Origin of the sequence: Brevibacillus sp. MCWH (assembly GCF_013096935.1) — a bacterium.
Classification (GTDB): domain Bacteria; phylum Bacillota; class Bacilli; order Brevibacillales; family Brevibacillaceae; genus Brevibacillus; species Brevibacillus aydinogluensis.
In genome coordinates, this window is record NZ_SDLF01000006.1 from 23385 (window position 1) to 45972 (window position 22588).

The 22588-nt window shown below is 58.2% G+C and carries 23 protein-coding genes; 3 read left to right on the forward strand and 20 right to left on the reverse strand.

The window, feature by feature from the left end:
- Positions 1 to 22: 22 nt before the first annotated feature.
- From yqfD to rpsU, 8 genes are all read right to left on the reverse strand, one after another.
- Positions 23 to 1237, reverse strand: a complete 1215-nt coding sequence (gene yqfD, locus ETC00_RS07200; RefSeq protein ID WP_171565318.1) for a sporulation protein YqfD — start codon at positions 1235 to 1237, stop codon at positions 23 to 25.
- 42 nt (positions 1238 to 1279) lie between these two features.
- Positions 1280 to 1564, reverse strand: coding sequence for a sporulation protein YqfC (gene yqfC, locus ETC00_RS07205; RefSeq protein WP_171565319.1), 285 nt, complete (start codon positions 1562 to 1564; stop codon positions 1280 to 1282).
- A gap of 165 nt (positions 1565 to 1729) precedes the next feature.
- Positions 1730 to 1927: a sigma-70 family RNA polymerase sigma factor gene (locus ETC00_RS07210; RefSeq protein ID WP_171565320.1), complete on the reverse strand. Its 198-nt coding sequence runs from the start codon at positions 1925 to 1927 to the stop codon at positions 1730 to 1732.
- A 166-nt stretch (positions 1928 to 2093) separates the two neighbouring features.
- A complete protein-coding gene (locus ETC00_RS07215; RefSeq protein ID WP_171565321.1) occupies positions 2094 to 2606 on the reverse strand; it encodes a hypothetical protein in 513 nt (170 codons plus the stop codon).
- Positions 2607 to 2619: 13 nt separating this feature from the next.
- On the reverse strand, positions 2620 to 3627 hold the full coding sequence (gene floA / locus ETC00_RS07220; RefSeq protein WP_171565322.1) for a flotillin-like protein FloA: 1008 nt from the start codon (positions 3625 to 3627) through the stop codon (positions 2620 to 2622).
- A gap of 7 nt (positions 3628 to 3634) precedes the next feature.
- The gene (locus ETC00_RS07225) at positions 3635 to 4978 is read right to left on the reverse strand and encodes an NfeD family protein (protein WP_171565323.1); all 1344 of its coding nucleotides are present in this window, start codon (positions 4976 to 4978) and stop codon (positions 3635 to 3637) included.
- A gap of 171 nt (positions 4979 to 5149) precedes the next feature.
- Positions 5150 to 5596 (reverse strand): GatB/YqeY domain-containing protein, encoded by a 447-nt coding sequence (locus tag ETC00_RS07230; RefSeq protein WP_171565324.1) that lies wholly within the window; start codon positions 5594 to 5596, stop codon positions 5150 to 5152.
- Between the two features lie 17 nt (positions 5597 to 5613).
- Complete coding sequence (gene rpsU / locus ETC00_RS07235; RefSeq protein ID WP_029097302.1) at positions 5614 to 5787, reverse strand: 30S ribosomal protein S21; 174 nt, start codon at positions 5785 to 5787, stop codon at positions 5614 to 5616.
- 650 nt (positions 5788 to 6437) lie between these two features.
- Between rpsU and ETC00_RS07240 the strand changes: the two genes are divergently transcribed.
- Complete coding sequence (locus ETC00_RS07240) at positions 6438 to 7817, forward strand: UDP-N-acetylmuramoyl-tripeptide--D-alanyl-D-alanine ligase (RefSeq protein WP_171565325.1); 1380 nt, start codon at positions 6438 to 6440, stop codon at positions 7815 to 7817.
- 101 nt (positions 7818 to 7918) lie between these two features.
- On the opposite strand, the gene ETC00_RS07245 is transcribed toward ETC00_RS07240, so the two are convergent.
- Complete coding sequence (locus ETC00_RS07245; RefSeq protein ID WP_171565326.1) at positions 7919 to 9037, reverse strand: D-alanine--D-alanine ligase; 1119 nt, start codon at positions 9035 to 9037, stop codon at positions 7919 to 7921.
- A gap of 232 nt (positions 9038 to 9269) precedes the next feature.
- On the opposite strand from ETC00_RS07245, the gene ETC00_RS07250 reads away from it, so the two are divergent.
- A complete protein-coding gene (locus tag ETC00_RS07250; RefSeq protein WP_171565327.1) occupies positions 9270 to 9761 on the forward strand; it encodes a hypothetical protein in 492 nt (163 codons plus the stop codon).
- An 86-nt stretch (positions 9762 to 9847) separates the two neighbouring features.
- On the opposite strand, the gene ETC00_RS07255 is transcribed toward ETC00_RS07250, so the two are convergent.
- Both ETC00_RS07255 and ETC00_RS07260 read right to left on the reverse strand, forming a co-directional pair.
- On the reverse strand, positions 9848 to 11305 hold the full coding sequence (locus ETC00_RS07255; protein ID WP_171565508.1) for an alpha/beta hydrolase: 1458 nt from the start codon (positions 11303 to 11305) through the stop codon (positions 9848 to 9850).
- A 274-nt stretch (positions 11306 to 11579) separates the two neighbouring features.
- Positions 11580 to 12875, reverse strand: a complete 1296-nt coding sequence (locus ETC00_RS07260) for a class I SAM-dependent rRNA methyltransferase (protein ID WP_171565328.1) — start codon at positions 12873 to 12875, stop codon at positions 11580 to 11582.
- 150 nt (positions 12876 to 13025) lie between these two features.
- On the opposite strand from ETC00_RS07260, the gene ETC00_RS07265 reads away from it, so the two are divergent.
- Positions 13026 to 13967: a Na/Pi cotransporter family protein gene (locus ETC00_RS07265; RefSeq protein ID WP_304414449.1), complete on the forward strand. Its 942-nt coding sequence runs from the start codon at positions 13026 to 13028 to the stop codon at positions 13965 to 13967.
- A gap of 6 nt (positions 13968 to 13973) precedes the next feature.
- On the opposite strand, the gene ETC00_RS07270 is transcribed toward ETC00_RS07265, so the two are convergent.
- From ETC00_RS07270 to dnaK, 9 genes are all read right to left on the reverse strand, one after another.
- Entirely contained in the window at positions 13974 to 14639 is a 666-nt protein-coding gene (locus ETC00_RS07270; protein WP_171565330.1) for an LrgB family protein, read from the reverse strand.
- The gene (locus tag ETC00_RS07275; protein ID WP_171565331.1) at positions 14632 to 15024 is read right to left on the reverse strand and encodes a CidA/LrgA family protein; all 393 of its coding nucleotides are present in this window, start codon (positions 15022 to 15024) and stop codon (positions 14632 to 14634) included. The genes ETC00_RS07270 and ETC00_RS07275 overlap by 8 nt, the downstream gene beginning before the upstream one ends.
- Before the next feature lie 174 nt (positions 15025 to 15198).
- Positions 15199 to 15864, reverse strand: a complete 666-nt coding sequence (gene deoC, locus ETC00_RS07280) for a deoxyribose-phosphate aldolase (protein WP_171565332.1) — start codon at positions 15862 to 15864, stop codon at positions 15199 to 15201.
- A gap of 5 nt (positions 15865 to 15869) precedes the next feature.
- Positions 15870 to 16298, reverse strand: coding sequence for an NUDIX hydrolase (locus ETC00_RS07285; RefSeq protein WP_171565333.1), 429 nt, complete (start codon positions 16296 to 16298; stop codon positions 15870 to 15872).
- On the reverse strand, positions 16295 to 17653 hold the full coding sequence (mtaB, locus tag ETC00_RS07290; RefSeq protein WP_171565334.1) for a tRNA (N(6)-L-threonylcarbamoyladenosine(37)-C(2))-methylthiotransferase MtaB: 1359 nt from the start codon (positions 17651 to 17653) through the stop codon (positions 16295 to 16297). Before mtaB ends, ETC00_RS07285 begins: the two co-directional genes overlap by 4 nt.
- Before the next feature lie 46 nt (positions 17654 to 17699).
- Positions 17700 to 18443 (reverse strand): 16S rRNA (uracil(1498)-N(3))-methyltransferase, encoded by a 744-nt coding sequence (locus ETC00_RS07295; RefSeq protein ID WP_171565335.1) that lies wholly within the window; start codon positions 18441 to 18443, stop codon positions 17700 to 17702.
- An 18-nt stretch (positions 18444 to 18461) separates the two neighbouring features.
- Entirely contained in the window at positions 18462 to 19403 is a 942-nt protein-coding gene (gene prmA, locus ETC00_RS07300) for a 50S ribosomal protein L11 methyltransferase (RefSeq protein ID WP_171565336.1), read from the reverse strand.
- A gap of 65 nt (positions 19404 to 19468) precedes the next feature.
- A complete protein-coding gene (gene dnaJ, locus ETC00_RS07305) occupies positions 19469 to 20599 on the reverse strand; it encodes a molecular chaperone DnaJ (protein ID WP_171565337.1) in 1131 nt (376 codons plus the stop codon).
- A 109-nt stretch (positions 20600 to 20708) separates the two neighbouring features.
- Positions 20709 to 22547: a molecular chaperone DnaK gene (gene dnaK, locus ETC00_RS07310; protein WP_171565338.1), complete on the reverse strand. Its 1839-nt coding sequence runs from the start codon at positions 22545 to 22547 to the stop codon at positions 20709 to 20711.
- Positions 22548 to 22588 lie beyond the last annotated feature (41 nt).

Genomic DNA, 22588 nt, shown 5'->3' on the forward strand with positions numbered 1-22588 from the left:
TGCAGCGGTTGTCCGCAATCCATTACGAATTGCCGTTTGCCTGGGGAGCCGGCGGCAGGCCCAGAATCGGCTGCTCGACGGCAATGTCCTCAATAACGGAAAAATGAATACTCAAATAAACTTTACCATTCTCTCTCTTCACGTGCAAAACTTTTTCGTCCTGAATTACCGCATCTTTGCCCGCCTGCCGCAGCACGTCCTCGCGGGCCGCCTGCTTGGCAGCCTGCAGCGCTTCTTCCATGCTCAATTCCCGCCGTACTGGCTGCACCTCCGCCTGCGTGACCGTCTTCCAGCCGATCGGACTTGTAAAGCCCGCATACGAGGGTTGGAAGCGCTGCTCGACCGACTCGGCCTGCGCAAACGGCTGCTGTTTGAACGGCCATATCTGCACGGCGAAGGGGCCGACGAGCAGATACTGCGTCTGCTGCCGTTCACCGGTCAACTGATAGTGCACCTGGGCGAGCGGCATCGTGACGTTGCTGACGTACCACACCTCCCCTTTTACCGTGCCGCGGGCGGCGACTGCCTTTTGCCTGGTCTCATTGCCGATAATGCCGGATATCAGCGTCTGCCCTTTTTCCACAAACTGGTTGACAGACACCATGCTTTTGCCCGCTTCCGGCAGAATCGTGTGCACGACCGCCCGCTTCTTGGCAACCAGGTGGCGCGGACTGGGCGGGGCCGGCTTCTCCGGCTCTTCTTTCTCTACCACCTGGATAATCGCCTTGGTGCCTTGTATGTCAACGATGACCCTGGACGCTTCCGGCAGCAGGCTCATCAGTTCCCGCTGCAGCACGTGTGATTCTTTTAGTTTGGCCTTCCAGACCCCTTCTTTAATCCCGACCTGTGCCGCCGCATTAGTCACCGCCTCGGGGCGCATTTGCCTGACTCCCTGCACCTCCACCTGCCAGACGAACGAGGAGAGCATGTACATTCCGACCAAAAATAAAGAGGCGCCGATGACAAGACCGGCCCGCCGGCGCAGCCGGACCAGCCAGAAAGGCAGCCCGCCTCGTCGTTCCACGTGAGGGCGACAGCCTGTCTCCCGCAAAAACGGCCGCAAGCGAAAGTAATCGCGGATCAGGATGTCGCAGCGGCCCACCTCCTGCCCCACTCTGCGGATGTTCCAGATTCGGATACCTTCCCGTACCGCCATGTTCAACATTCGTTCAAACCGCTTTCCCCGGACGGTGATCGTGATATAGCCGTCCAACCATTCCTGCAATCCATTGCGCATGTGCCCGTCCCCACTTTCCCAGGTATTGTCGCGGAACGTTTCCTAAGGTTTCTCCAGAAACTTGACGCCGCCGATGCGCCCCTCCAACAGGATTTCCTCCGGCAGGATCGCCCGGATCACCAATTGTTCTCCAGTAACGAGCAGCTGTCCATTGGTCAACAGCAAGCGGAGCTCCTTTTCACTAAAGTGGAGAACTCCGCGGTGGTTTTCGATATACATTTGCAGATGGCCGATCATCGTGATGCGCGGGACTTCCAGCACCACATCTTGCGGCAAATCCAGCACTCCAACGGCCAGATGGCGCAGACGGCGGCCCCATCGTTTCATGAGCAAGCCCCCCTTTACTGGTGCTGCTGCGCCGGAATGCATCCCTCCAAGCCAGTCCGGGTGCCCGGTGCGTCCTTCTTCTATAACCGTATGCGGTGAGGGGAGAAAATCATGCAGAGAAAATCGCCCCGACACTCGCTTCCGCAAGCGTCGGGGCTCGTCCCGTCACGTCTTCTGTTCGTCGGTGGGAAAAGGCGTTCCGTACCGTTTGAGGGCCTTCCACTTCTTGATCACGCGCTTTACCTTTTCCGCCGTACACCCGCAGGCGATCGCCGTTTCATAGATCGATTTCCTTTCATAGATGACAAGCCGGATCACCTTTTGGCGAAACTTGCTCATCCTCTCCAGTTCCTGTCGATCCATTCGCCGCTCTACCCCTCACCCTTATTGTTAATAGTTCGTGCCTAGATCAAGAATAGTCAACCAAGACTTGAGGCACAAGACCAGATGTTCGATTTCTTTCGACAAAATGTTCAGTCAAAAAACAACAGGCGAACGGGAATGTTCGCCTGTCTGTTACACCCATGCGTCAAACGCTGCGGCGGTAGGGAAGGGGCCTGCTTTTGGCCCGGGGCGGACCGAAAATGATCGCCCACTTCATCCCTTCCCGAGGATCGAGCTCGGTTGGCTTTTCTGTTGCTTGCTCTGCCGGGGACGGTTGGAGCGCAGCATCATACCCAACAACTTGGGCGGCCGGTGCCGCTTCCACATTCGCCAGCGGCATATGCATCTCCTCTTCCAGCCATTCCGGTTCGGCGGCGCGTTCTTCCATGGCAGACCTGGATTCCTGCCGCACCACCATGCGCCGCTCCGGCTGCAACTCTACATCTGCAGGGAGCGGGAAATCGCCGCTGTCCACCGGGGTTAGCGGAGGACGCTGCGGTTTTCCCTGGGACATGCTGCGCCCTTGTTTGCCTTTTTTGCCAAACAGCAAGTAGCCGAAGAACCCCGCGATCAGAACCCAGAACTTGCCAAGGAGCGGTAAAACCCATTCCAACTGATCAATCAGCAGATCAATCAACAGATCAATAAGATCGTCCATTGGCTATCGCCTCTTACTCTTGGTCTTGGTCAGGCAGGTCGGACTCTTGCTTGCTGCCGGTGGCGCCGAATGCCTGGCGCATTCGCGTATCAGCGGAGATGTTTTGCAGGTTGTAGTAATCCATTACGCCCAATTTGCCGCTTCTCAGGGCTTCGGAGAGCGCGAGCGGCACCTGCGCCTCGGCTTCCACAACCTTGGCCTTCATCTCTACGACGCGCGCCTTCATTTCCTGTTCCTGGGCGACCGCCATCGCGCGGCGCTCCTCTGCTTTTGCCTGAGCGATGCGTTTGTCTGCTTCCGCCTGATCGGTTTGGAGCTGTGCCCCGATGTTTTTGCCCACATCTACATCAGCGATGTCGATGGAGAGGATTTCAAACGCTGTACCGGCGTCCAACCCTTTGTTCAACACGGTTTGCGAAATGCTGTCCGGATTTTCCAGCACGTCTTTGTGGGAGTTGGACGAACCGATCGTCGTCACGATCCCTTCGCCAACACGGGCGATAATCGTTTCTTCGCCTGCGCCCCCCACCAGTCGGTCGATGTTGGCGCGAACAGTCACCTTCGCCTTTGCCTTTACCTCGATCCCGTCCTTGGCCATGGCGGCAACGACGGGGGTTTCAATCACTTTCGGGTTTACGCTCATCTGCACCGCTTCCAGCACGTCGCGGCCCGCCAGGTCAATCGCGGCGGCCCGCTCGAAGCCGAGCGGAATGTCAGCCCGCTGTGCAGCTACCAGGGCATCGACGACACGGTCTACGTTTCCGCCTGCCAGGTAGTGGCTTTCCAACTGGTTCGTGTCAAGCTCCAGCCCCGCTTTTCTCGCCTTGATCAGCGGGTTGACGATGCGCGAAGGAATCACGCGGCGCAGCCGCATGGCCACCAGCGTGATGATGCCGACGCGCACACCGGAGGCGAGCGCGGAAATCCAGAGCATTACCGGGACGAATGAGAAAAAGATCGACAGGACAACGATCGCCACTGCCACCATAAAAATGATAGGAATCAATCCGCTATCCAACATGAATCATCTACTCCTTTTGTTCTTGTTCCTGCACGACAACGCGGCTGCCTTCCACCTGTATTACGGTGATGGGGGTGCCGGCGGCAATAAATCCGCCTCCGCTGACGGCATCAATGCGCCGCCCCTCGATCTTGACCACGCCCGCCGGTCGAAGAGGCGTCAGGGCAATCCCCTCCTTGCCCAGCAGGTGCCGCTGGTCCTTCGGCGCCACGTAGCCCGCTTCATTGCGCTGCACGTCACCCAGCACAAACCGGCTGATCAGTCCTTTGATGCCGTATTTTTTAATCAGCGCGAAGGCGACGATCACCGTGACCAGGACAGCGATCCCCAGCGATGCAAGCCCCTGTTTTGTGTCGTAGGCAGCCATGACCAATCCGGCGACAATGCTGATGAAGCCAAGCCCACCGACGATCCCGCCGGGAACGAAGATTTCCAATATCATCAGCAGGATGCCCAGAACAAACAGGCAGATATGCAGCCAATTGGCGAATCCCGCCACGTAATGGCCGAAGAAGTACAGACCAAAGGCGCACAACGCAACCGTGCCGCCCACGCCAAATCCGGGGGCAAACAGCTCGACGACGATGCCCACCAGACCAATGATCAACAGAAGGCTCATGACAACCGGACTGGTGACAAAACGGGCCACCCGCTCGCCGATTGTCGGTTCAATCGTTTCCAGCTCATCCGCATTGACGCCCAGATACGCGAGAAGCTGTGCCTTGTTGGCCACCACCTGTTCGGCGTAGCCCAACTGCTTGGCCCGCTCGGCATCCAGGGAAAGAACGGTGCCTTTCGGTTTCAACCCCGGAAACTCCCGGTCGATTTCCACCATGGCCCGGGCCACGTCCGGATTGCGGTTGTTCAGCTTGGCTGCCGCCTCCATTTTGTTAGCCCACCCGGAGATGATCTTCACGTCGGCGGCGTTGCCCGCCAGGTCAATCGGCGTCGCCGCACCGATGCTGCTGCCTGGGGTCATGACAATTTCGTTTGCGTTCAGAGCGATATAGGTGCCGGCCGAAAACGCCTGATTGTCGATGTAGGCCACCACGTGGATTGGCGATTGTCTGACCAGTTGGCCGATGGAGTCGGCCGCATTGATTTCTCCGCCGGGGGTGTTGATGTGCAGCACGATCAGATCCGCGCCCTTACTCGTTGCTTCGGCAAACGCCCGCTTCAGAAAGCTTTCCAGCCCCTGCTCGATCTGGTGCTCCACGGGAATCCAGACCGCTTTCTGATACGGTTTGGCAGCAGCCGGACTTCCGGCCAGCAGACCGGCGAGCCCTATCGCCACGCAAAGCAGCGCCAGCAACAAGCGAACGGGACGGGAAACGATGCGTGACACATTCATTACCTCCACCTCCTTTCCTTATACAGCCTCCTCGAATGGCTACTTAGGTATACGGGTCAGATTCACGCCCGTTTCATAATTTTTTATTGATTGCCTCATTCGAGCCATAAAGAAAGACCCAGCCGCATGGGACTGAGTCTTTTGTGCGTATCTAGATGAGGTTGATCCTCATTACGATGGCAATTCCTCAGATACAATCTTTTGCACGAGAGCACCGTCGGCTCTTCCTTTTACTTTCGGCATGATCGCCCCCATCACCTTGCCCATCTCCTTTTTGGAGGTGGCTCCGGTGGCGGCAATCGCGTCCCGTACAATGCCGCGCAGTTCGTCCTCGCTCAATTGAGCGGGCAGATACGCGGAGAGCACGTCGATTTCCTCTCGTGTTTTGGCGGCGAGGTCGTCACGACCCGCCTTTTCGAATTCTTGGAGGGATTCACGGCGCTGTTTTAACTCGCGAGTCAAGATGGTCAGCTCTTCGTCTTCAGACAACAGTCTACCTTTACTAATCTCTTCGTTCTTTAACGCAGCTTTCACCATGCGAATAACAGAGAGTTTCAGCGCAGCTTTGTCCTTCATCGCTTGCTTCATATCTTGATCGAGTCGCTCCATTACACTCATGATGAGCCCTCCGTCAATTAGTACTTGCGCTTGCGAGCTGCTTCGGATTTTTTCTTGCGGCGCACGCTGGGTTTTTCGAAGTGGCGGCGTTTTCTCAGTTCCGCCATAACCCCTGCTTTGGCGCTCTCACGCTTGAAGCGACGAAGTGCCTGTTCCAAAGACTCGTTTTTCTTGACTCGAACTTCTGCCATCTGTCTTCCCTCCCTCCGCTAAAACCGTGGGACGCCTGTTACCAACAGACTGTCACACTACATTATAGGACAGAAAACCAAGACAGGTCAACCTTTCTTTCCAACTTATTCTTGGAAGCCAGCCCGGAAGAGGCAGCAGTACGTTGACTCATGGCCTCCTTTCCTGCTGGGGTAAAGATCAGCTTACCGAGGCGCAATTCTGTCAGGAGACGAAAAGCTCGCTTACGCAAAACCGCTTTGCCGTAAAGAGAAATTGTTGCGACGTTTGGGACTGAACTGTTCAAACGCGCGGCATGATTGTGAGTCAGAAGGGAATATATTACAATAAGAGGCAACTGGGTAATTGTACTGGTTAAAAAAAGTTATTAAAGCCGATCCAATATCTGAATAGGTCCCGCTGCCATACATGATGTAACAGACGCCCGAATCTTCGGTTTCGGGCGTTTTTCGCCGTCTGTGGCCATTATGCTTTTTTATCGCCACCTGAACTACCAGCAACCTGTACGCATGACTGTTTCATGATCATTGACCTGTTCGGCTGTCTGCGATGGGGACCGTCATTTTTTCCTTGCCGCGGCCGAACAGGAGTGTTAGCATGACTTCGTGGTTTCCACGATCGAAAACGATTCGATGAAAAGGGGATTGGACCTATGAGAGAAATTGCACTGGGACGAGCGGCCGTTATGGCGGAAGGGCTGCTGCTGGCGGGCGATCCCGGGCTGACGGTGACATCCGTTCACTTTGACACGCGTCAGCTTTTGCCGGGTGCCTTGTTCGTGGCGATTGCCGGAACGCGGGACGGACACGACTTTCTCCTGCAGGCGGCGGAAAAAGGCGCACGGGCAGCGATCATCTCCAACGAACAAAAGGTGCCAGACAGCCTGCCGGCGGGATTCGGCCTGATTCTGGTGAACGACACGCTGCGCGCGTTTCAAAAGCTGGCAGCTGCTTACCGCACGTCCTTTTCCATACCCTTTGTGGCCATTACCGGCAGCAACGGCAAAACGACAACGAAGGACATCGTCGCCCACCTGCTGGAAAGCCGGTTTTCCATCCACAAGACCTACAAAAATCTCAACAACCACCTGGGCGTTCCCTACTCCCTGCTGCAGGTGGAAGAGCAGCATCAGGCAGCCGTGCTGGAGCTGGGCATGAACCACGCTGGCGAAATCGACCTGCTGGCCTCGCTGGTCAAGCCGCAGATCAGCGTGATTACCTATATCGGCGAAGCCCACATCGAGTTTTTTGGCTCGCGGGAGAAAATCGCGCTCGCCAAGGCAGAACTGCTTCCCCACACTGATCCGGACGGACTGGTCCTTTTGAACGGAGACAGCGAATACCTGCGCAAGGTGGCGCCACTTTATCCGGGCCGCATCATGTACTACTCCGTCAACGCCCCCGCTGACATCTGGGCGGAGAATATCCAATCCGCTGACGACGGGACGCGATTTGACGTCTGCTTCCGGGACGGGGAGCGCTTCGCGGCCTTCCTGCCGCTGTTCGGCACGCACAACGTCCTGAACGCGCTGCCGGCTGTTGCGATCGGCCGCCACTTCGGCATGACGACAGCGGAGATCATCCGCGCGCTGGCGACGGTGCGCCTGTCGGCCATGCGTTTCGAGCGGATCGAGTCCGCCCATGGCCCGCTCTATATCAACGACGCGTACAACGCCAGCCCTTCGTCGATGGAAGCGGCCATCTCCACGTTTGCGGAACTGTTCCCCGAGCGCAAAAAGGTGCTGGTGCTGGGCGACATGTTTGAGCTTGGCGAGAACAGCCCGGCCATGCACGCCCAGGTGGGGGCTTTCGCCAACCGCTACCGCGACCGAATCGAACTGCTCGTGGCCGTCGGAGAGCAAGCGCAGCACCTGTATGACGCGTACGAGGGGAATAAGCGCTACTTCCCGACCAAGGCTGATGCAGTCGAAACGCTCCTTGCGCTGCGCGACGCCCATCACGCCTTTCTGTTCAAAGCGTCGCAAGGCATGGGACTGTGGACGCTGCTTCAGGCGCTGGAAGATCACGCGTGACCACAATTGAAAACGAAAAACAGCAAGGAGCCTCGCTACAGAGGCTCCTTGTCCAAAAATGAACACGGGAGCGCCCCAGGGCACTCCCTCTACATTCCCCATTATTCCAACTCTTCTGCATCCACCACGTTTCGCTGTTTGTCGGCGTGGCGTTCCAGAGCAAGCTGGACCAGCCGGTCAATCAGCTCGCTGTAGCTGATGCCCGCTTCCTGGAACAGCAGCGGGTACATGCTGAACGGCGTAAAGCCGGGCATCGTGTTCACTTCGTTGATATACAGTTGGTCGTTTTCCTCGTCCCAGAAAAAGTCTGCCCGCGACAGGCCCGACGCATCCAGGGCGCAGTATGCAATTTTGGCCATTTCAGCGATCCGCTCTGCCACGTGGGACGGAATCCGGGCTGGAATCTGCAGTTCTGTGCCGGCGCCCTTGTACTTGGCTTCGTAATCGTAAAACTCCTTGGCCGGCACGATCTCGCCCACGACCGAGGTGATTGGATCCTCGTTGCCGAGCAGGCCGATTTCCAGCTCGCGCGCCTTGACGAACTGCTCCACGATCAACCGGCGGTCAAATTTGGCGGCCAGCATCATCGCGTCGATCAACTGCTGCCGGTCTTTTGCCTTGCTGATCCCGACACTGGACCCCATGTTGGCCGGTTTTACGAAGCATGGGTAGCCCAGTTCCTGCTCGATGCGCGCGATGATTCCCTCCTGGTCACGTTCCCACTGCGACCGGAGCACGCCCACGTATTTCACCTGCGGCAGTCCCGCCTGGGCGAACACGTTTTTCATCATCCATTTGTCCATGCCCACTGCCGATGCCATGACACCAGCTCCGACATATGGCAGGTTGGCCAGTTCCAGCAGGCCTTGAATCGTGCCGTCTTCGCCGTTTGGGCCGTGCACGACGGGAAAAATCACGTCCACTTCCTGGGCGACGCCAAAGATCGGCGAGGTGCGGCTGACAGCCACCTGTTCCATCTTCACCTCGCTGCTGACAGACACCGCCCCGTTTGTCAGGCGGAGTTCGTTGGTACCCTCCGGCAAAATGCCCCTGAGGTTCTCCCCTTTCACCCAGTTTCCATCCAGCGTCACGTAGATGGGCAAAATGTCGTATTTATCAAAATCGACCGCCTTCATAATCGACAGGGCGGTGCGCAGCGAAACCTCATGTTCCGAGGACTTCCCTCCGTAAATAATCCCCAGCCGAATTTTGTTCCCCATGAACTCCAAGCTCCTTTCGCCTTGCCTGCGCAAAAGCGCGTTCACGCGTCTCCTGCTCTCCCATGGTATGCAAACGCCCGCCTATGGTGTGCGCCGGGCGCAAATACCCCATTCAGCATACACAATCCCTTCCGCAAATACAAGGGGACAGGAGAAGCACAAGCAGCCGCCGTCCAACATATCCTGTGAAAAAACGTCACAGAAGACTTTTCTCAACGCAGGGGGAATGTCCATGAGAGACTATCTGCTCTTCTGTACGTACTGTTCGTCCTATACGCTCCTGCACCGCTACGACAAGGAGACCGGGACGTTTTTGGGCGAGTACTCCCTGTTGCACAACGCCTACACGCGCAACAGCGTCGTGCTCCACAAGTTTCTGCTCGCCCACCTCGGACACGCACTGCGCGTCATCCCCTCCCAAACGGACGAGTACCGCGAGATCATCTGCACAGCTTCCCGTTTTTTGGAAGACGATATCGACAAGTACGTGGAAGAAAGTCTGGCGCTGGTCAAGTACCAGGAACGGGATCGGCAGAGCGAACGGGAGATCGGCCAGGTGCGCCTCTACATCCTGGAACACCTGCTGACGCACGAACTGGAGGAATTGAGTAAAGTCAGGGCGGCCAGCTCGGCCGAGGGGCAGGTGCTGCTCGGCAAGGAACTGGGCATCAAACGAGCCCTGGAACTGGTTCGCGACATCCTGTCCGACAAACAGTTTGCCTGACCGCAGCGTTTTTCGACCCGCCGGACAGCGGGCCGTTTTTTTGTCGATACAAAAAAAGAAGCGGACGCATATGTCCGCTCAGCGTGTCAGTACGGGTCGATCTCTTCCCCCGTCCGGATGTCCTTCACCCGCAGGGGATCGCGCGGTGCAGAAATCGTCCCGCTTTCAGGCGGCTGCCTGCCCTCTTCCACCCAGCCGACAAGCAGGTCAAAACATTGATGGACGTACGGTAACAGCGGCTGAAGCTCCTTGTCCGGGTCCGATGCGCTCCAGACCAGGCCGTCGACATGATTGCCCTTTTCCACCAGGTAGAGCCGGTGCAGGTTTTCCCGTCCCGCCGCTTTGACCAACCGCCGGTAGGCGTTCCCATGTACCTCGGGGAAGATCAGGGCGTCCCAGGTGCCAAACACGGAGATCAGCGGCACGTCAATCCTGCCCGTATTCTCGATCGCCTCCACCGCTTCTTTCACTTTTTTCGGCCGCTTGGTGAAATCGTAGGTGCGAAAGATGCCGTCCAGCGAACGGTCGCGGGTGCCGTCGGCGTTGAACCGCAGGTAGTCCGGCCACTGCAAGCGCTTCGGCGCGTGCGGGTCAAACTCGTCCCGGTAGATGTTGAGGGTAAGGAACCAGTAGATCTGGTCGTAATAGGCCCACAGCTTCTCCGAGCCTTTGGGCACACCGGCTCGGTACAGGGCTGCGCGGGCGCGCTCCCGCTCGTTGCCCTGGCCGTAGATGGCCGCTTCCGCGTGGTTGACGACGTCGGTCAGTGTGGTGATCAGGTTGGGCCTGTCAGCGCGCCACAGCACCCCTTCCCAATCGACGCCGCCGTCGTACAGCCGCGGCTCTTTGGTCAGTTTCGGATCATCGTGTTCCAAAGCGTACCGGACCACGTACCCGCCGTTGGAAATACCGATGGCGTACGTGGGGATTGGGTGCTGTTTCGAGACCAGTCGGGCAGCGGGTGTACTGTCGGAGGGATCGATCAGCCGGTCTCGATGATGCGCCGCCAGGTAGGCTTGCGCCGCCTTGGTCAACTGCCGGAAGCGGACATGCCACTCGGCCACCGAGTCTTCCTCGGACGCGAGGGCGTTTTTTACTTTGGCCAGCGGATCGGCGGGATCGCTTTCTCCCTGCGTCCCTTTGTCAATGGCCGCAAAGGCGTAGCCTTTTTCCAGCACGTAATCGCTAAACAACAGATCGGTGGCCGTCTCGTTGCGAGTGGCCGGGATGCCGGACACGACCAGCTTGCCGTTCCACTCATCCGGCACGCGAATGACGAATTGCGCATCGTCAAACGCGCCGTTTACTTGTGTGCCCGTCACTTCGGCCGGATCGTACATCGTTTCCCAACCGCCCCACGCGGCCGGGACCAGCCCCAGATTGCCGAATTGGACAGCCGCCGCGTACTGCTGCGGGTTGCGCGTGGTCAGCCAGTTTCCCGCCTGGCCGTCAAAGCGGGTGACCGTCACGCCATGCGCGCCCGGTACGACAGGTTCCGAGATCGCTCCGGCGGATGACAGGCCGGCCGGGACCAGCGGAACCATCAGCGCCGCCGCAAGCACAAGACGCGACCATGACATGCTCATCTCTCAATCCCTCCTCTTCTTCCTTCCCCTTTCTTTCTGAGAAGCGCTTTCATTTTACCAGTGCTGATTCGTTCCAGCAACTGCCATTTCTGTATGCGGATGACCCGTTCCGCAGCAGCCAGAGAAGCATGTTTCCCCTGCTGCCCGACGGAAGAACGGCGCAAAAAGGCGGCATGCCGCGCTGCTGCGACATGCCGCTCGTTTTTTGTCCGCCGATCCTGGCAGCGGATGGTTACCGCCGATCCCTTACTTCAAAGATGGCAAACTTGAGGTAGTGGGATTCGTCCGCTCCGCTGATCTGCGGGTGGTCCTTGCCTGCTCCCCGCCACTCAATCAGCCGCAGGATTTTACGGGCATCCATCGCCGCGTCCTGGATCGTCTCCAGGAAAAGCTGGGGAGACATGTGGTACGAGCAGGAGGCCGTCACCAGATACCCTCCGGAGCGCACCAGCTTCATCCCGTTCAGATTGATGTCCTTGTAGCCGCGGCAGGCGCTCTTCACCGCCGCGCGCGATTTGGCAAACGCCGGCGGATCGAGAATGACCACGTCCCACATGCGGCCGGCATCGACGCACTCGCGCAGGTAGTCAAACGCGTTGGCGACGACGAATTCGACGCGGTGCAAAAAGCCGTTTTGCATGATGTTTCGCCTAGCCGTCTCGATGGCGTGCTCGGAGATATCGAGCGCCGTCACCTTTTTCGCGCCGTGCTTGCATGCGTTCAGCGTAAACGACCCGGTATGGGTAAAGCACTCCAGCACCTCTGCCCCGTCCCAGTAGGGGTTTTTTACCACTTTGCCGCGCCGGTCTACGGGGACGATCTTCTGTTCGCCGTCCACGTCCATCTCCTTCAGGGTGATGCCGTGCTTTTCTCCCCAGCCTTTCATCAGCGGGGCGATGGCGGCTCGGTTTTCCCGCTGGTCGTAAAAGAAGCCCGTTTTTTGCCCTTCGATGATATCCACAATGTATGTCAGGCCGTTTTCCGTAATTGTCACTTCCCGCGGACATTCCCCGTACAGCACTTCCTTGCTCTGGTTCAGCCCCTCCAGTTCACGCACGGGGACGTCGTTGCGCAGGTAGATGCCCTGCGGTTGAAACACTTCCACCAATGCGTCCCGAATCCAGTCGCGCCGCACGTCCATCCCAAGCGAGAGAATTTGCGCCACCAGCACGTCTTCGTACCGGTCCACAATCAGACCGGGCAGGAAGTCCGCCTCGCCGTAGACGACGCGGCATGCTCGCGGATTGTCGACGAACCGGGAGCGAAACGCGGCCGCTTCGCGGATGCGGCGGAGAAAAAAGTCATAGTCGATCGCTTCGTCCTGATTGTACGTCAGAACGCGAACGATGATTTGCGATGCGGGATTGATGTAGCCTTTGGCGAGGAAGTGGCCTTGGTGGTTGATTACCTCGACAATGTCGCCCGGCTTATACTCTCCTTGAATCTCCTTCACTTCCGATTGAAAAATCCACGGATGGCCCGCTTCCAGCCGCTTTTTTCGGTGCTTGTGCAGAATCACTCTTGCCAATGTTGTCGGTTCCTCCTTGTCATGCTCGTCTTGGTACAGGCATAGCGTATAGTAATTCAATCCCTCCCGACAGCCTGCACGGTGCCCGTTCAGATGGCACACGCGGGCTGCGCGAAGGGTGTTCTCATTGCTGGTAAGGAGGATCGCTCCGTGACTGCCATCCTCGCTCCCTTTACATTCGGTCTCAGTTTTTTTCTGTTGGGTATGTATGTCATGCGCACCGGTTTTCAAAACCTCGCCGGGAAGAAAATGGCGGACTGGCTGGGACGCTTCACGCGCACGCCGGTCCACAGCTTTTGGGTGGGTTTGTTGAGCACCATGGTGCTGCAGAGTTCCAGCGCCGTCACCGTCCTTACCATCGGGCTTACACATGCAGGCATGATCAGTTTTTCCCAGACCGTGGGAATCATTCTCGGCACCAATGTAGGGACGACGATCACAACCGAATTGATCGCGCTTCGGCTGGAGACGTTCGCCGTGCCCATGCTCCTGGTCGGCGTCGCCTTGTGGCTGATGCCGCGCCGTCTGACCCGCTGCATCGGACTGGTGGTGGCCGGCTTCGGCCTGATCTTTCTTGGGATCGACACCATGCAGGTGATGGCCAAACCGCTGGAACAGTCGGACGCGTTTCGCTCGCTGTTTCTGGAAAGCCGCCATTCCGTCTGGATCGGCCTGATCACCGGAATGGTGTTTACAGCGCTCATCCACAGCAGTTCGGCGACGACCGCCATCACCATGGGGTTGATGAGTCACCAGGTGCTCTCGATGGAGACGGCGCTGGCAATCGTGCTGGGTGCCAACATCGGCACCTGCTTTACCGCCATCATCGCCAGCATCGGCACCAATGCGGCTTCCCGCCAGGTCGCCTGGTGCCACACGCTGTTCAACCTGGTAGGCGCTCTCGCCTTTCTGCCGTTTCTTTCACAGCTTGCCATGGTCAGCAGCTTGTTGACAGACAGCCCGTCGATGCGAATTGCTCATGCCCAGACCCTGTTCAACGTGGTGTGCTCCCTGGCCGCCCTGCCGTTTACCAGGCAGATCGCCGCTGCCGTCCAGTGGCTGGTGCCGGACAGGAAACGACGACGCTGGTAACTCCGTCTACGTGGAAAACGGAATCAGGTACAGCGCTGTCACCACACCGGCCAAGATCATCGCCACACTGGACGCCGCCGTCTGCACCGGTGAGACGCGGTTCAGGTTGGCTGTGCCGATTGCATGAGAGCTGGTGCCGACGGCAATCCCAATTGCCCAATCATCCCTGATCCCCGCCCAGGAGAGGACCGGACGGGCAATGGTGACGCCGATGATCCCCGTCAATACGGTAAACAAGGCCCCCAGCGCCGGAATGCCGCCGATGCTGCGGGTCAGTTCCACGGCGATTGGCGTGGTCACCGATTTGGCCATCATGCTGTGCACCATCGTCTGATCCGTGCCCAGCAGCCATCCCACCAGCCGGACCGTCAGGATCGCAACGGCACAGCCCGCCGCCACACCCAGCAGGACGCCGCGCCAAATATGGACGAACTCCTTCAGCTGCTTGGCGAGCGGAACAGCCAGTGCAACCGTGGCCGGTCCCAGCCAAAACGAGATCCATTCCCCGCCGGCGCGGTACGCTTCCCAATCCTCGCCGATCAGCCACCAGGCAAACCAGACGCAGATTGTCGCCACGACCAGCGGTTGCAGACGGGGAAAGCGCTCCGCCAGCACACTCGCTGCCTTGTATCCCGCCAGTGTGACAGCAACGGCAAGCAATTGGTCAAACATCGAGCATCCTCCCTTCCAGTTGGTGATGCTCCATTTTTTGCTTGTGCCGGTTCAGATACCACTGAACGACCCGCCCCGACACCAGCATCACCGCGAGCGGACCCAGCACGAGCGACGAAACGATCGGCCACGGGTCGCCTGCAATCCACTTGAGATACGCAGTCACTCCCACCAGAATCGGTACAAAAAACAGCATCATGTGCCGAATCAACAGATTGCTGGCCGTCTCGACCCACTCCAGCTTGACCAGTCCCGTGCATAGCGCCAGCGTCAGCAGCAGCATGCCCAGCAAGTTGCCCGGCAGCGGGACGTGAAGCCATTTGTTGGCCAGCGTACCCATTCCAAAAAAGGCAAGCAGAATCAACACGCCCTTGATGGTTTTCATGTGATGCGCTCCTTCCACCCGGTTTTTGTCCATATGGTTACACCGGGATTTGTCAGGCGGTTCACTTTGCCAATATCCGCACTTCAGACACTTTGTCACATCCTGCAGAGCAGAGGTGTGACCCACCTGCAGAAAAAAGCCCGACCACTCATACGGTCAGGCTTTCCTTACGTGTCAGTAACCGCTGCCACCCGCGTTTGCGCCCGTCACGATCGCGACGCCGGAACTGGTGCCAATGCGGCTCGCTCCCGCTTCGATCATCGCAAGCGCCGTCGCGCGGTCGCGCACACCGCCGGAGGCTTTCACGCCAATATTCGGCCCCACTGTTTTGCGCATCAGGGCGATATCTTCCACGGTGGCACCGCCGTGTCCGAATCCGGTGGAGGTTTTGACGTAATCGGCGCCTGCTTCAACGCACAGCTTGCAGGCGGTCACTTTTTCTTCGTCCGTTAACAGGCCCGTTTCCAGAATCACTTTGACCAAAACGCTGCCAGCCGCTTCCTTGACGGCTTTCACATCCGCTTTTACCAGCTCCAGATCGCCGGATTTCAGCGCACCGATATTGAGGACCATGTCCACTTCCGCAGCGCCGTTTGCAATCGCGTCACGGGTTTCCGCCGCTTTCACCGCCGGAGTGCTGGCTCCCAGCGGGAACCCGATGACCGTGCACACCTTTACATCAGTGCCTTTCAGCAGCTCGGCGCAGCGCTTTACCCAAGTGGGGTTGACGCAGACGGAAGCAAAGTCGTGTTCTTTTGCTTCGGCGCACAGCTTGTCGATCATCGCTGCCGTCGTTTCCGGCTTCAGCAGGGTATGGTCAATGTACTTGTTCAGGTTCATCCTTCTCACACCTCGATCCCGAAATGTTGCAAAGCCTTGCGCAGGACGTCGTCGTTGTTGCGGTACCCTCGCTCCTGCTGGAGCGCCCACGCTTCCAGCGGCGTGTACCAGTGAACGTCGTTAATCTCCTCCACCTGCACGGTAATTTCCGTCGTGTACGCCTCCACCAGAAAATAGTGGACTTCCTTGTTGACCACTTCTCCCGTTACTGCGTGCTGGTAGTCGTAATAAATCGTGTCCAGCTTTTCTCCGAGCACCCCGCGGATTCCCGTCTCCTCCAGCACTTCCCGGAGTGCCGCTTCCTCAATAGTCTCGCCCAGTTCCTGTTTTCCCTTGGCCAGCGTCACCTTGCCGTAGCGGTCTTCAATCAGCAACAGCAGCAGTTCTTCGTCGTGAAAGCGGTAGACGACGCCTCCCGCTGATACCTCTTTCATATCGCCCGTTCCTTCAGTTGCACAGGACGCTCGTTGTCCAGTACGCGGACAAGCGTGCCGTTGCAGTATTCGGAGCCGGGTTCATCCAGCCGGACCTTGCAGATGTTGCCGATCATCGACGCATCGCCTGGGAAAACCACATTCAAATAGTTGTCGGAATACCCCATCAGCAAGCCGCTGTCCGGGTCTTCCTTGTACGGGCGTTCGGGAATCACTTCCAGCACTTCGCCGACAAACTGCTTGGCGTATGCCAGCGTCAGCTGCTGGTTCAGCTCCAGCAGTCGGGCGACCCGCTCATGCTTCACCTCTTCCGGAATCTGATCCGGCATGCGGGCAGCCGGCGTACCGGTGCGCATGGAGTACGGGAAGACGTGCAGTTCGGCAAACCCCACGGTTTTGATGAAATCGTAGGTGTTTTGGAACTGCTGTTCCGTTTCGCCCGGGAAGCCGACGATCACGTCGGTTGTCAGGGCGACGCCTGGCAGTGCTTCGCGCACTTTCACCATCTTTTCGTAGAATTCCGCCGTGGTGTACTTGCGGCGCATCCGCTTCAGCACCTCATCGTCGCCCGCTTGCAGGGGCACGTGCAGATGACGGCAGACGCGATCCGAATTGTTGATCACATCAATCACTTCGTCAGTAATCTGGCTGGCTTCGATGGAGCTGATGCGAATCCGCTTCAGTCCCTCCACCTGATGCAGATCCACGAGCAGTTTGGCCAGGTTGTAGTTCTCCAGATCCTCGCCGTAACCGCCGGTGTGGATACCGGTCAGCACGATCTCCAGATACCCGGCATCGACCAGCTTCCGGGCCTGTTCGAGAACGCTCTCCGGTTTGCGGGAGCGCATCAGGCCGCGTGCCCAGGGGATGATGCAGAAGGTGCAGAAATTGTTGCAGCCTTCCTGAATCTTCAGGGACGCGCGCGTGCGATCCGTAAACGACGGGACGTCCAGTTCTTCAAACTCGCGCGCCTTCATGATGTTGCTGACCGCGTTGATCGGTTGGCGCTCCCGGCGGATTTGCTCCACGTATTCGATCAGTTTCTCGCGGCCCTGTGTGCCGACGATGATATCTACACCCGGGATTTGCGCAATTTCCCCGGGGGAAGTTTGCGCGTAGCAACCTGTCACCGCGACAATCGCGTCAGGATTGCGGCGAATGGCACGGCGGATGACCTGACGGCTCTTCTTGTCTCCGGTATTGGTCACCGTGCACGTATTGATCACGTAGACGTCGGCGCCGTCCTGTTCAAAGTCCACCCGCTCGTAGCCGTTGGCCTTAAACAGCTGCCAGATCGCTTCCGTCTCATAACTGTTCACTTTGCAGCCCAATGTATGGAAAGCAACCGTAGACATGGCGCTTCCTCCTTTCTGTAAGTAGCCTTGACCCATCTTACGCGCTCTACGGGGCCAGGCGTTCAAACTGGTACGATGCGGCTGCCAGCACGTACTGGCTGGCCGTCTCCGTGCGCAGGATGCGCGGACCGAGTGATACGGACTGAAAGCCCATCAACTCTGCCTGCTTCACCTCGTCCAAAGAAAAGCCTCCTTCCGGCCCGATCAGCACAAAGAGCGACTCTCCCGGACTCATGCCGGCAAAGACCTGATGAAGCGTAGAGCCGCCTTCCTTTTCATAGGCGATCACACGCTGCGTGTAACCGGCGGCCGACGCGATTGCTTGTCGAAACGACGCAGGCGGCAGAATCTCCGGCAGCACCGCCCGGTGGGATTGTTCCGCCGCCTCCTTGACAATCTTGCGCCAGCGCTCCAGCTTCTTCGCCTCTTTTTTGGCGTCCAGCTTGACGATGGTGCGTTCGGAGGTAAACGGAAAAAAGGCATGCGCCCCCATTTCCGTCCCCTTTTGCAATATCCACTCCATCTTCTCGCCCTTCGGCAGTCCCTGTCCGATGGTAATGCGGATCGGCAGTTCCGTCTGCTCGTCCAGGAACTGGACGATCGATGCTGTCACTTCTTTTGCGGACAGGGAGACGAGCTGAGCGACAGCCGAACGGCCCGCCCCGTCGCACACGACGATTTTCTCGCCGGGTTTGGCCCGCATCACGTTTACGATATGATGAACGTCGTCGCCGACAATCGTTACCTCTTGTTCGGAAAAGAGGTGTGGCTCGACAAAATATCTTTGCATCTCGCCAACCTCACTATTCTACCGTTTTTTTGCCACAATTGCTACCCAGTCATCGATGAAAATGGTTTCCACGAGTTCAAGGCCGGACGCCTCCATTGCCGCTTTCACATCCGCTTCCCGCGCGGCGATGATCCCGGACGCGATGAACACCCCGCCCGGTTTCAGCACGCGATATACGTCGTCGGTAAAGCGGACGATCACTTCTGCGAGAATATTGGCCACCACCAGGTCGACCTGCTCGTCCACTCCGTCCAGCAGGTTGTTCTGCCGGACGGTGATCCGCTCGTGGACGCCGTTCAGTTCGATGTTGGCCTCCGCGGAGCGGACCGCCACCTCGTCCAGATCCATCGCCAGCACGTGGTCGGCGCCCAGTTTGACGGCGGCGATGCTGAGGATGGCCGTTCCCGTCCCTACGTCGTAGACGCGGTCGCCGGGCTGCAGGTATTTTTCCAACGCGCGCAGGCAGAGAATCGTCGTCGGATGGGTGCCGGTGCCGAAGGCCATGCCCGGGTCCATCTCGATGATGATCTCGTCTGGCCGCTTCGGCTCGTATGCCTCCCAGACCGGTTTGATCGTCATCCGCTCGGAGACGTTGACCGGTTTGTAATACTTTTTCCAGGCGTGGGCCCACTCGTCTTCGTGCACGTCATTGACGGCAATCGTGCCTTTGCCGATGTCGAGACCGTAGTCGGTCAGGTGGCTGAGCTGCTCCTTCAGCTCATCCAACACGTCGACCAGCTGACTCGAATCCATCGGCAGATACGCCTTGACGAATACGCCCTCGTCCGGAAAATCATCCGGGGAGAGCTGGTAGATTTCACCAAACGGCGTATCCCAATCGCGATGCAGCACCTCGGGGTCTTCAATGACGACACCGTTGGCCCCCATCTCGTATAGCAGGTTGGACACTGCTTCCACTGCCTCCGCTGTCGTGTGGATACTGATTTCCGACCATTTCATGAACTACCAACTCCCCAATTTTGCTCATGTTCTGCCAACGTCTCGCTGACAGACGCGATTCCCGGCTACTCGCCGCGGAACGCCCGCTTCATTTTTTCAAAAAAACCCTCATCTTCCACGCCGTACCCGCTTATCGACTCACCAGACAGGGAGGCGAATTCGCGAAGAAGTTCCTTTTGCCGCTCGTTCAGCTTGGTCGGGGTGACGACGCGCACCTTCACATGCTGGTCGCCGCGGCCGCTTCCGCGCAGGTACGGCACCCCTTTGCCGCGCAGCCGGAAAAAAGTCTCCGTCTGCGTACCGGCGGGAATCTTCAATTTAACCCGGCCGTCGACCGTCGGCACTTCAATTTCGTCCCCGAGCGCTGCCTGGGCAAAGGTGAGCGGCACTTCGCAGTAGATGTCGTTGCCTTCCCTTTCAAAAAACTCGTGCGGCTTCACCCGCAGCACGACGTACAAGTCGCCGGGAGGGCCGCCGTTTATGCCCGGTTCGCCTTCGCCCGCGACGCGGAGCTGTGCTCCGTCGTCGACGCCTGCCGGAATGTTGAGGTGAATTTTGCGGCGCACCTTCACCCGGCCCGTACCGCGGCAGGATGTACACTTCTCCTTGACCACCTTGCCCTTGCCTTCGCAAGTCGGGCACACGCGACGGTTCACGATGCGGCCAAACGGGGTATTTGCCACCACTTCCTGCTGACCGGTGCCGCCGCACGTCTTGCATGTCTCTATGCCGGAACCCGGCTTCGCTCCCGTGCCACGGCAGGTGTCGCACTCCGCCTCTTTGGGAATCTCCACGTCCGTTTCCTTGCCGAAGACGGCATCCGTGAAGTCAATCGACAACCCAAACTGCAGATCCGCCCCTTTTCTCGGCGCATTCGGGTTGGACCGTCTGCCGCCGCCAAAAAACATGTCAAAAATGTCCCCAAAGCCGCCCATGCCGGACGTGTCAAATCCGCCGAACCCGCCGCCAAAGCCCTGGCTGGGGTCTTGATGGCCGAACCGGTCGTACTGGGCACGCTTTTGCGGGTCAGAGAGGACATCGTACGCTTCTTTTACTTCCTTGAACTTCTCTTCCGCATCCGGCGCCTTGTTGACGTCGGGGTGGTACTGGCGCGCCAACTTGCGGTACGCCTTCTTGATCTCGTCGGCATCCGCTCCCTTGGAGACACCCAGCACCTCATAGTAATCCCGTTTCATCTGCTCGATCACTCCCATGACAGTCAACTGTTATCATAGCATGTGACTGACTTGAAAAAAAGTCAAAGTCAGCATTCCGTGACTTTGACTTTTTTTCGTTCACACTCGGTTACTTCTTGTCGTCGACGACCTCGTAGTCAGCATCGACGACGTTGTCTTTTTTCGGTTCGCCGGATGCGCCTTGGCCAGCCGCGTTTTGTGCTGCCTGAGCGGCTTGAGCGGCCTGTTCGTACAGTTTCACGGAGATTTGTTGAATGACCTGGGACAGTTCGTCCTTGGCGGTCTTGATCTCGTCGATCTTGCCGCCTTCCAACGCCTTTTTCAGTTTGTCCTTGGCTTCGTTGGCCTTGTCGATCTCCGCCTGATCCACCTTGCCTTCCACTTCTTTCAGGGTCTTTTCGGTTGTGAAGACCAGCTGATCCGCTTCGTTGCGGAGCTCTACTTCCTCCTTGCGCTTTCTGTCCGCCTCTGCGTTCAGCTCAGCCTCTTTCACCATGCGCTCGATCTCTTCGTCCGTCAGGCCGGAGTTGGACGTGATGGTGATGCGCTGCTCCTTGCCGGTGCCGAGGTCTTTGGCGCGCACGTTCACGATCCCGTTGGCGTCGATGTCAAACGTTACCTCGATTTGCGGAACGCCGCGCGGAGCCGGCGGAATGTCGGACAGGGTGAAGCGGCCCAGCGTCTTGTTGTCGGCTGCCATCGGACGTTCGCCCTGCAGCACGTGGATTTCCACGGAGGTTTGGTTGTCGGCAGCCGTGGAGAAAATCTGCGATTTGCTGGTCGGGATCGTCGTGTTGCGCTCAATCAGCTTGGTAAACACGCCGCCCAGCGTTTCGATACCCAGAGACAGCGGTGTTACGTCAAGCAGCACGACATCCTTCACATCACCGGTCAGCACGCCTGCCTGAACGGCTGCGCCCAGCGCCACCACTTCGTCCGGGTTAACCCCTTTGTGCGGCTCTTTGCCGATAAATTTCTTGATGGCCTCCTGTACGGCCGGAATCCGCGTGGAACCGCCGACGAGGATGACGCGGTCGATGTCGCTCGGGGTCAGTCCCGCATCTTGCAGCGCCTGGCGAGTCGGTCCCATGGTGCGCTCTACCAGGTGCGCGGACAGTTCTTCAAACTTGGCGCGGGTCAGGTTTACCTCCAGGTGCTTCGGACCGGTCGCGTCCGCGGTGATGAACGGCAGCGAGATGGTTGTGGTCAGCACGCCGGAAAGGTCTTTTTTCGCTTTTTCCGCGGCGTCTTTCAAACGCTGCATCGCCATGCGATCCTGGGACAGATCGATGCCGTGTTCCTTTTTGAACTCGCTTACCAGGTAGTCGATGATCACCTGGTCAAAGTCGTCACCGCCCAGGAGGTTGTCGCCGGAGGTGGCTTTTACTTCAAAGAAGCCGTCAGACAGCTCCAGAATGGAAACGTCGAAGGTACCGCCGCCCAGGTCGTAGACGAGCACGGTTTGGTCTTCCGTTTTTTCGATGCCGTACGCCAGTGCAGCCGCTGTCGGTTCGTTGACGATGCGGAGCACTTCCAAACCGGCGATCCTGCCGGCGTCCTTGGTCGCTTGACGCTGGCTGTCGTTAAAGTAAGCCGGAACGGTAATTACCGCTTTGGTGACCGGTTCGCCCAGGTATGCTTCCGCGTCGGCTTTCAGTTTTTGCAGAATCATCGCCGAAATTTCCTGCGGCGTGTACTCCTTGCCCTCCAGGGTTACCTTGTGGTTGGTTCCCATGTGGCGTTTAATGGAGATCACCGTGTTGTCCGGGTTGGTGATGGCTTGACGTTTGGCCGCTTCTCCCACGATCCGCTCGCCGTTTTTAAACGCGACGACGGACGGCGTAGTGCGGCTGCCCTCCGCATTGGCGATGACGACCGGTTCGCCGCCTTCCATCACGGCTACGCAAGAGTTTGTGGTTCCAAGGTCAATACCGATAACGCGACTCATACTGGATATCCTCCTTACACTTCTGTCCAACTGGAATTATC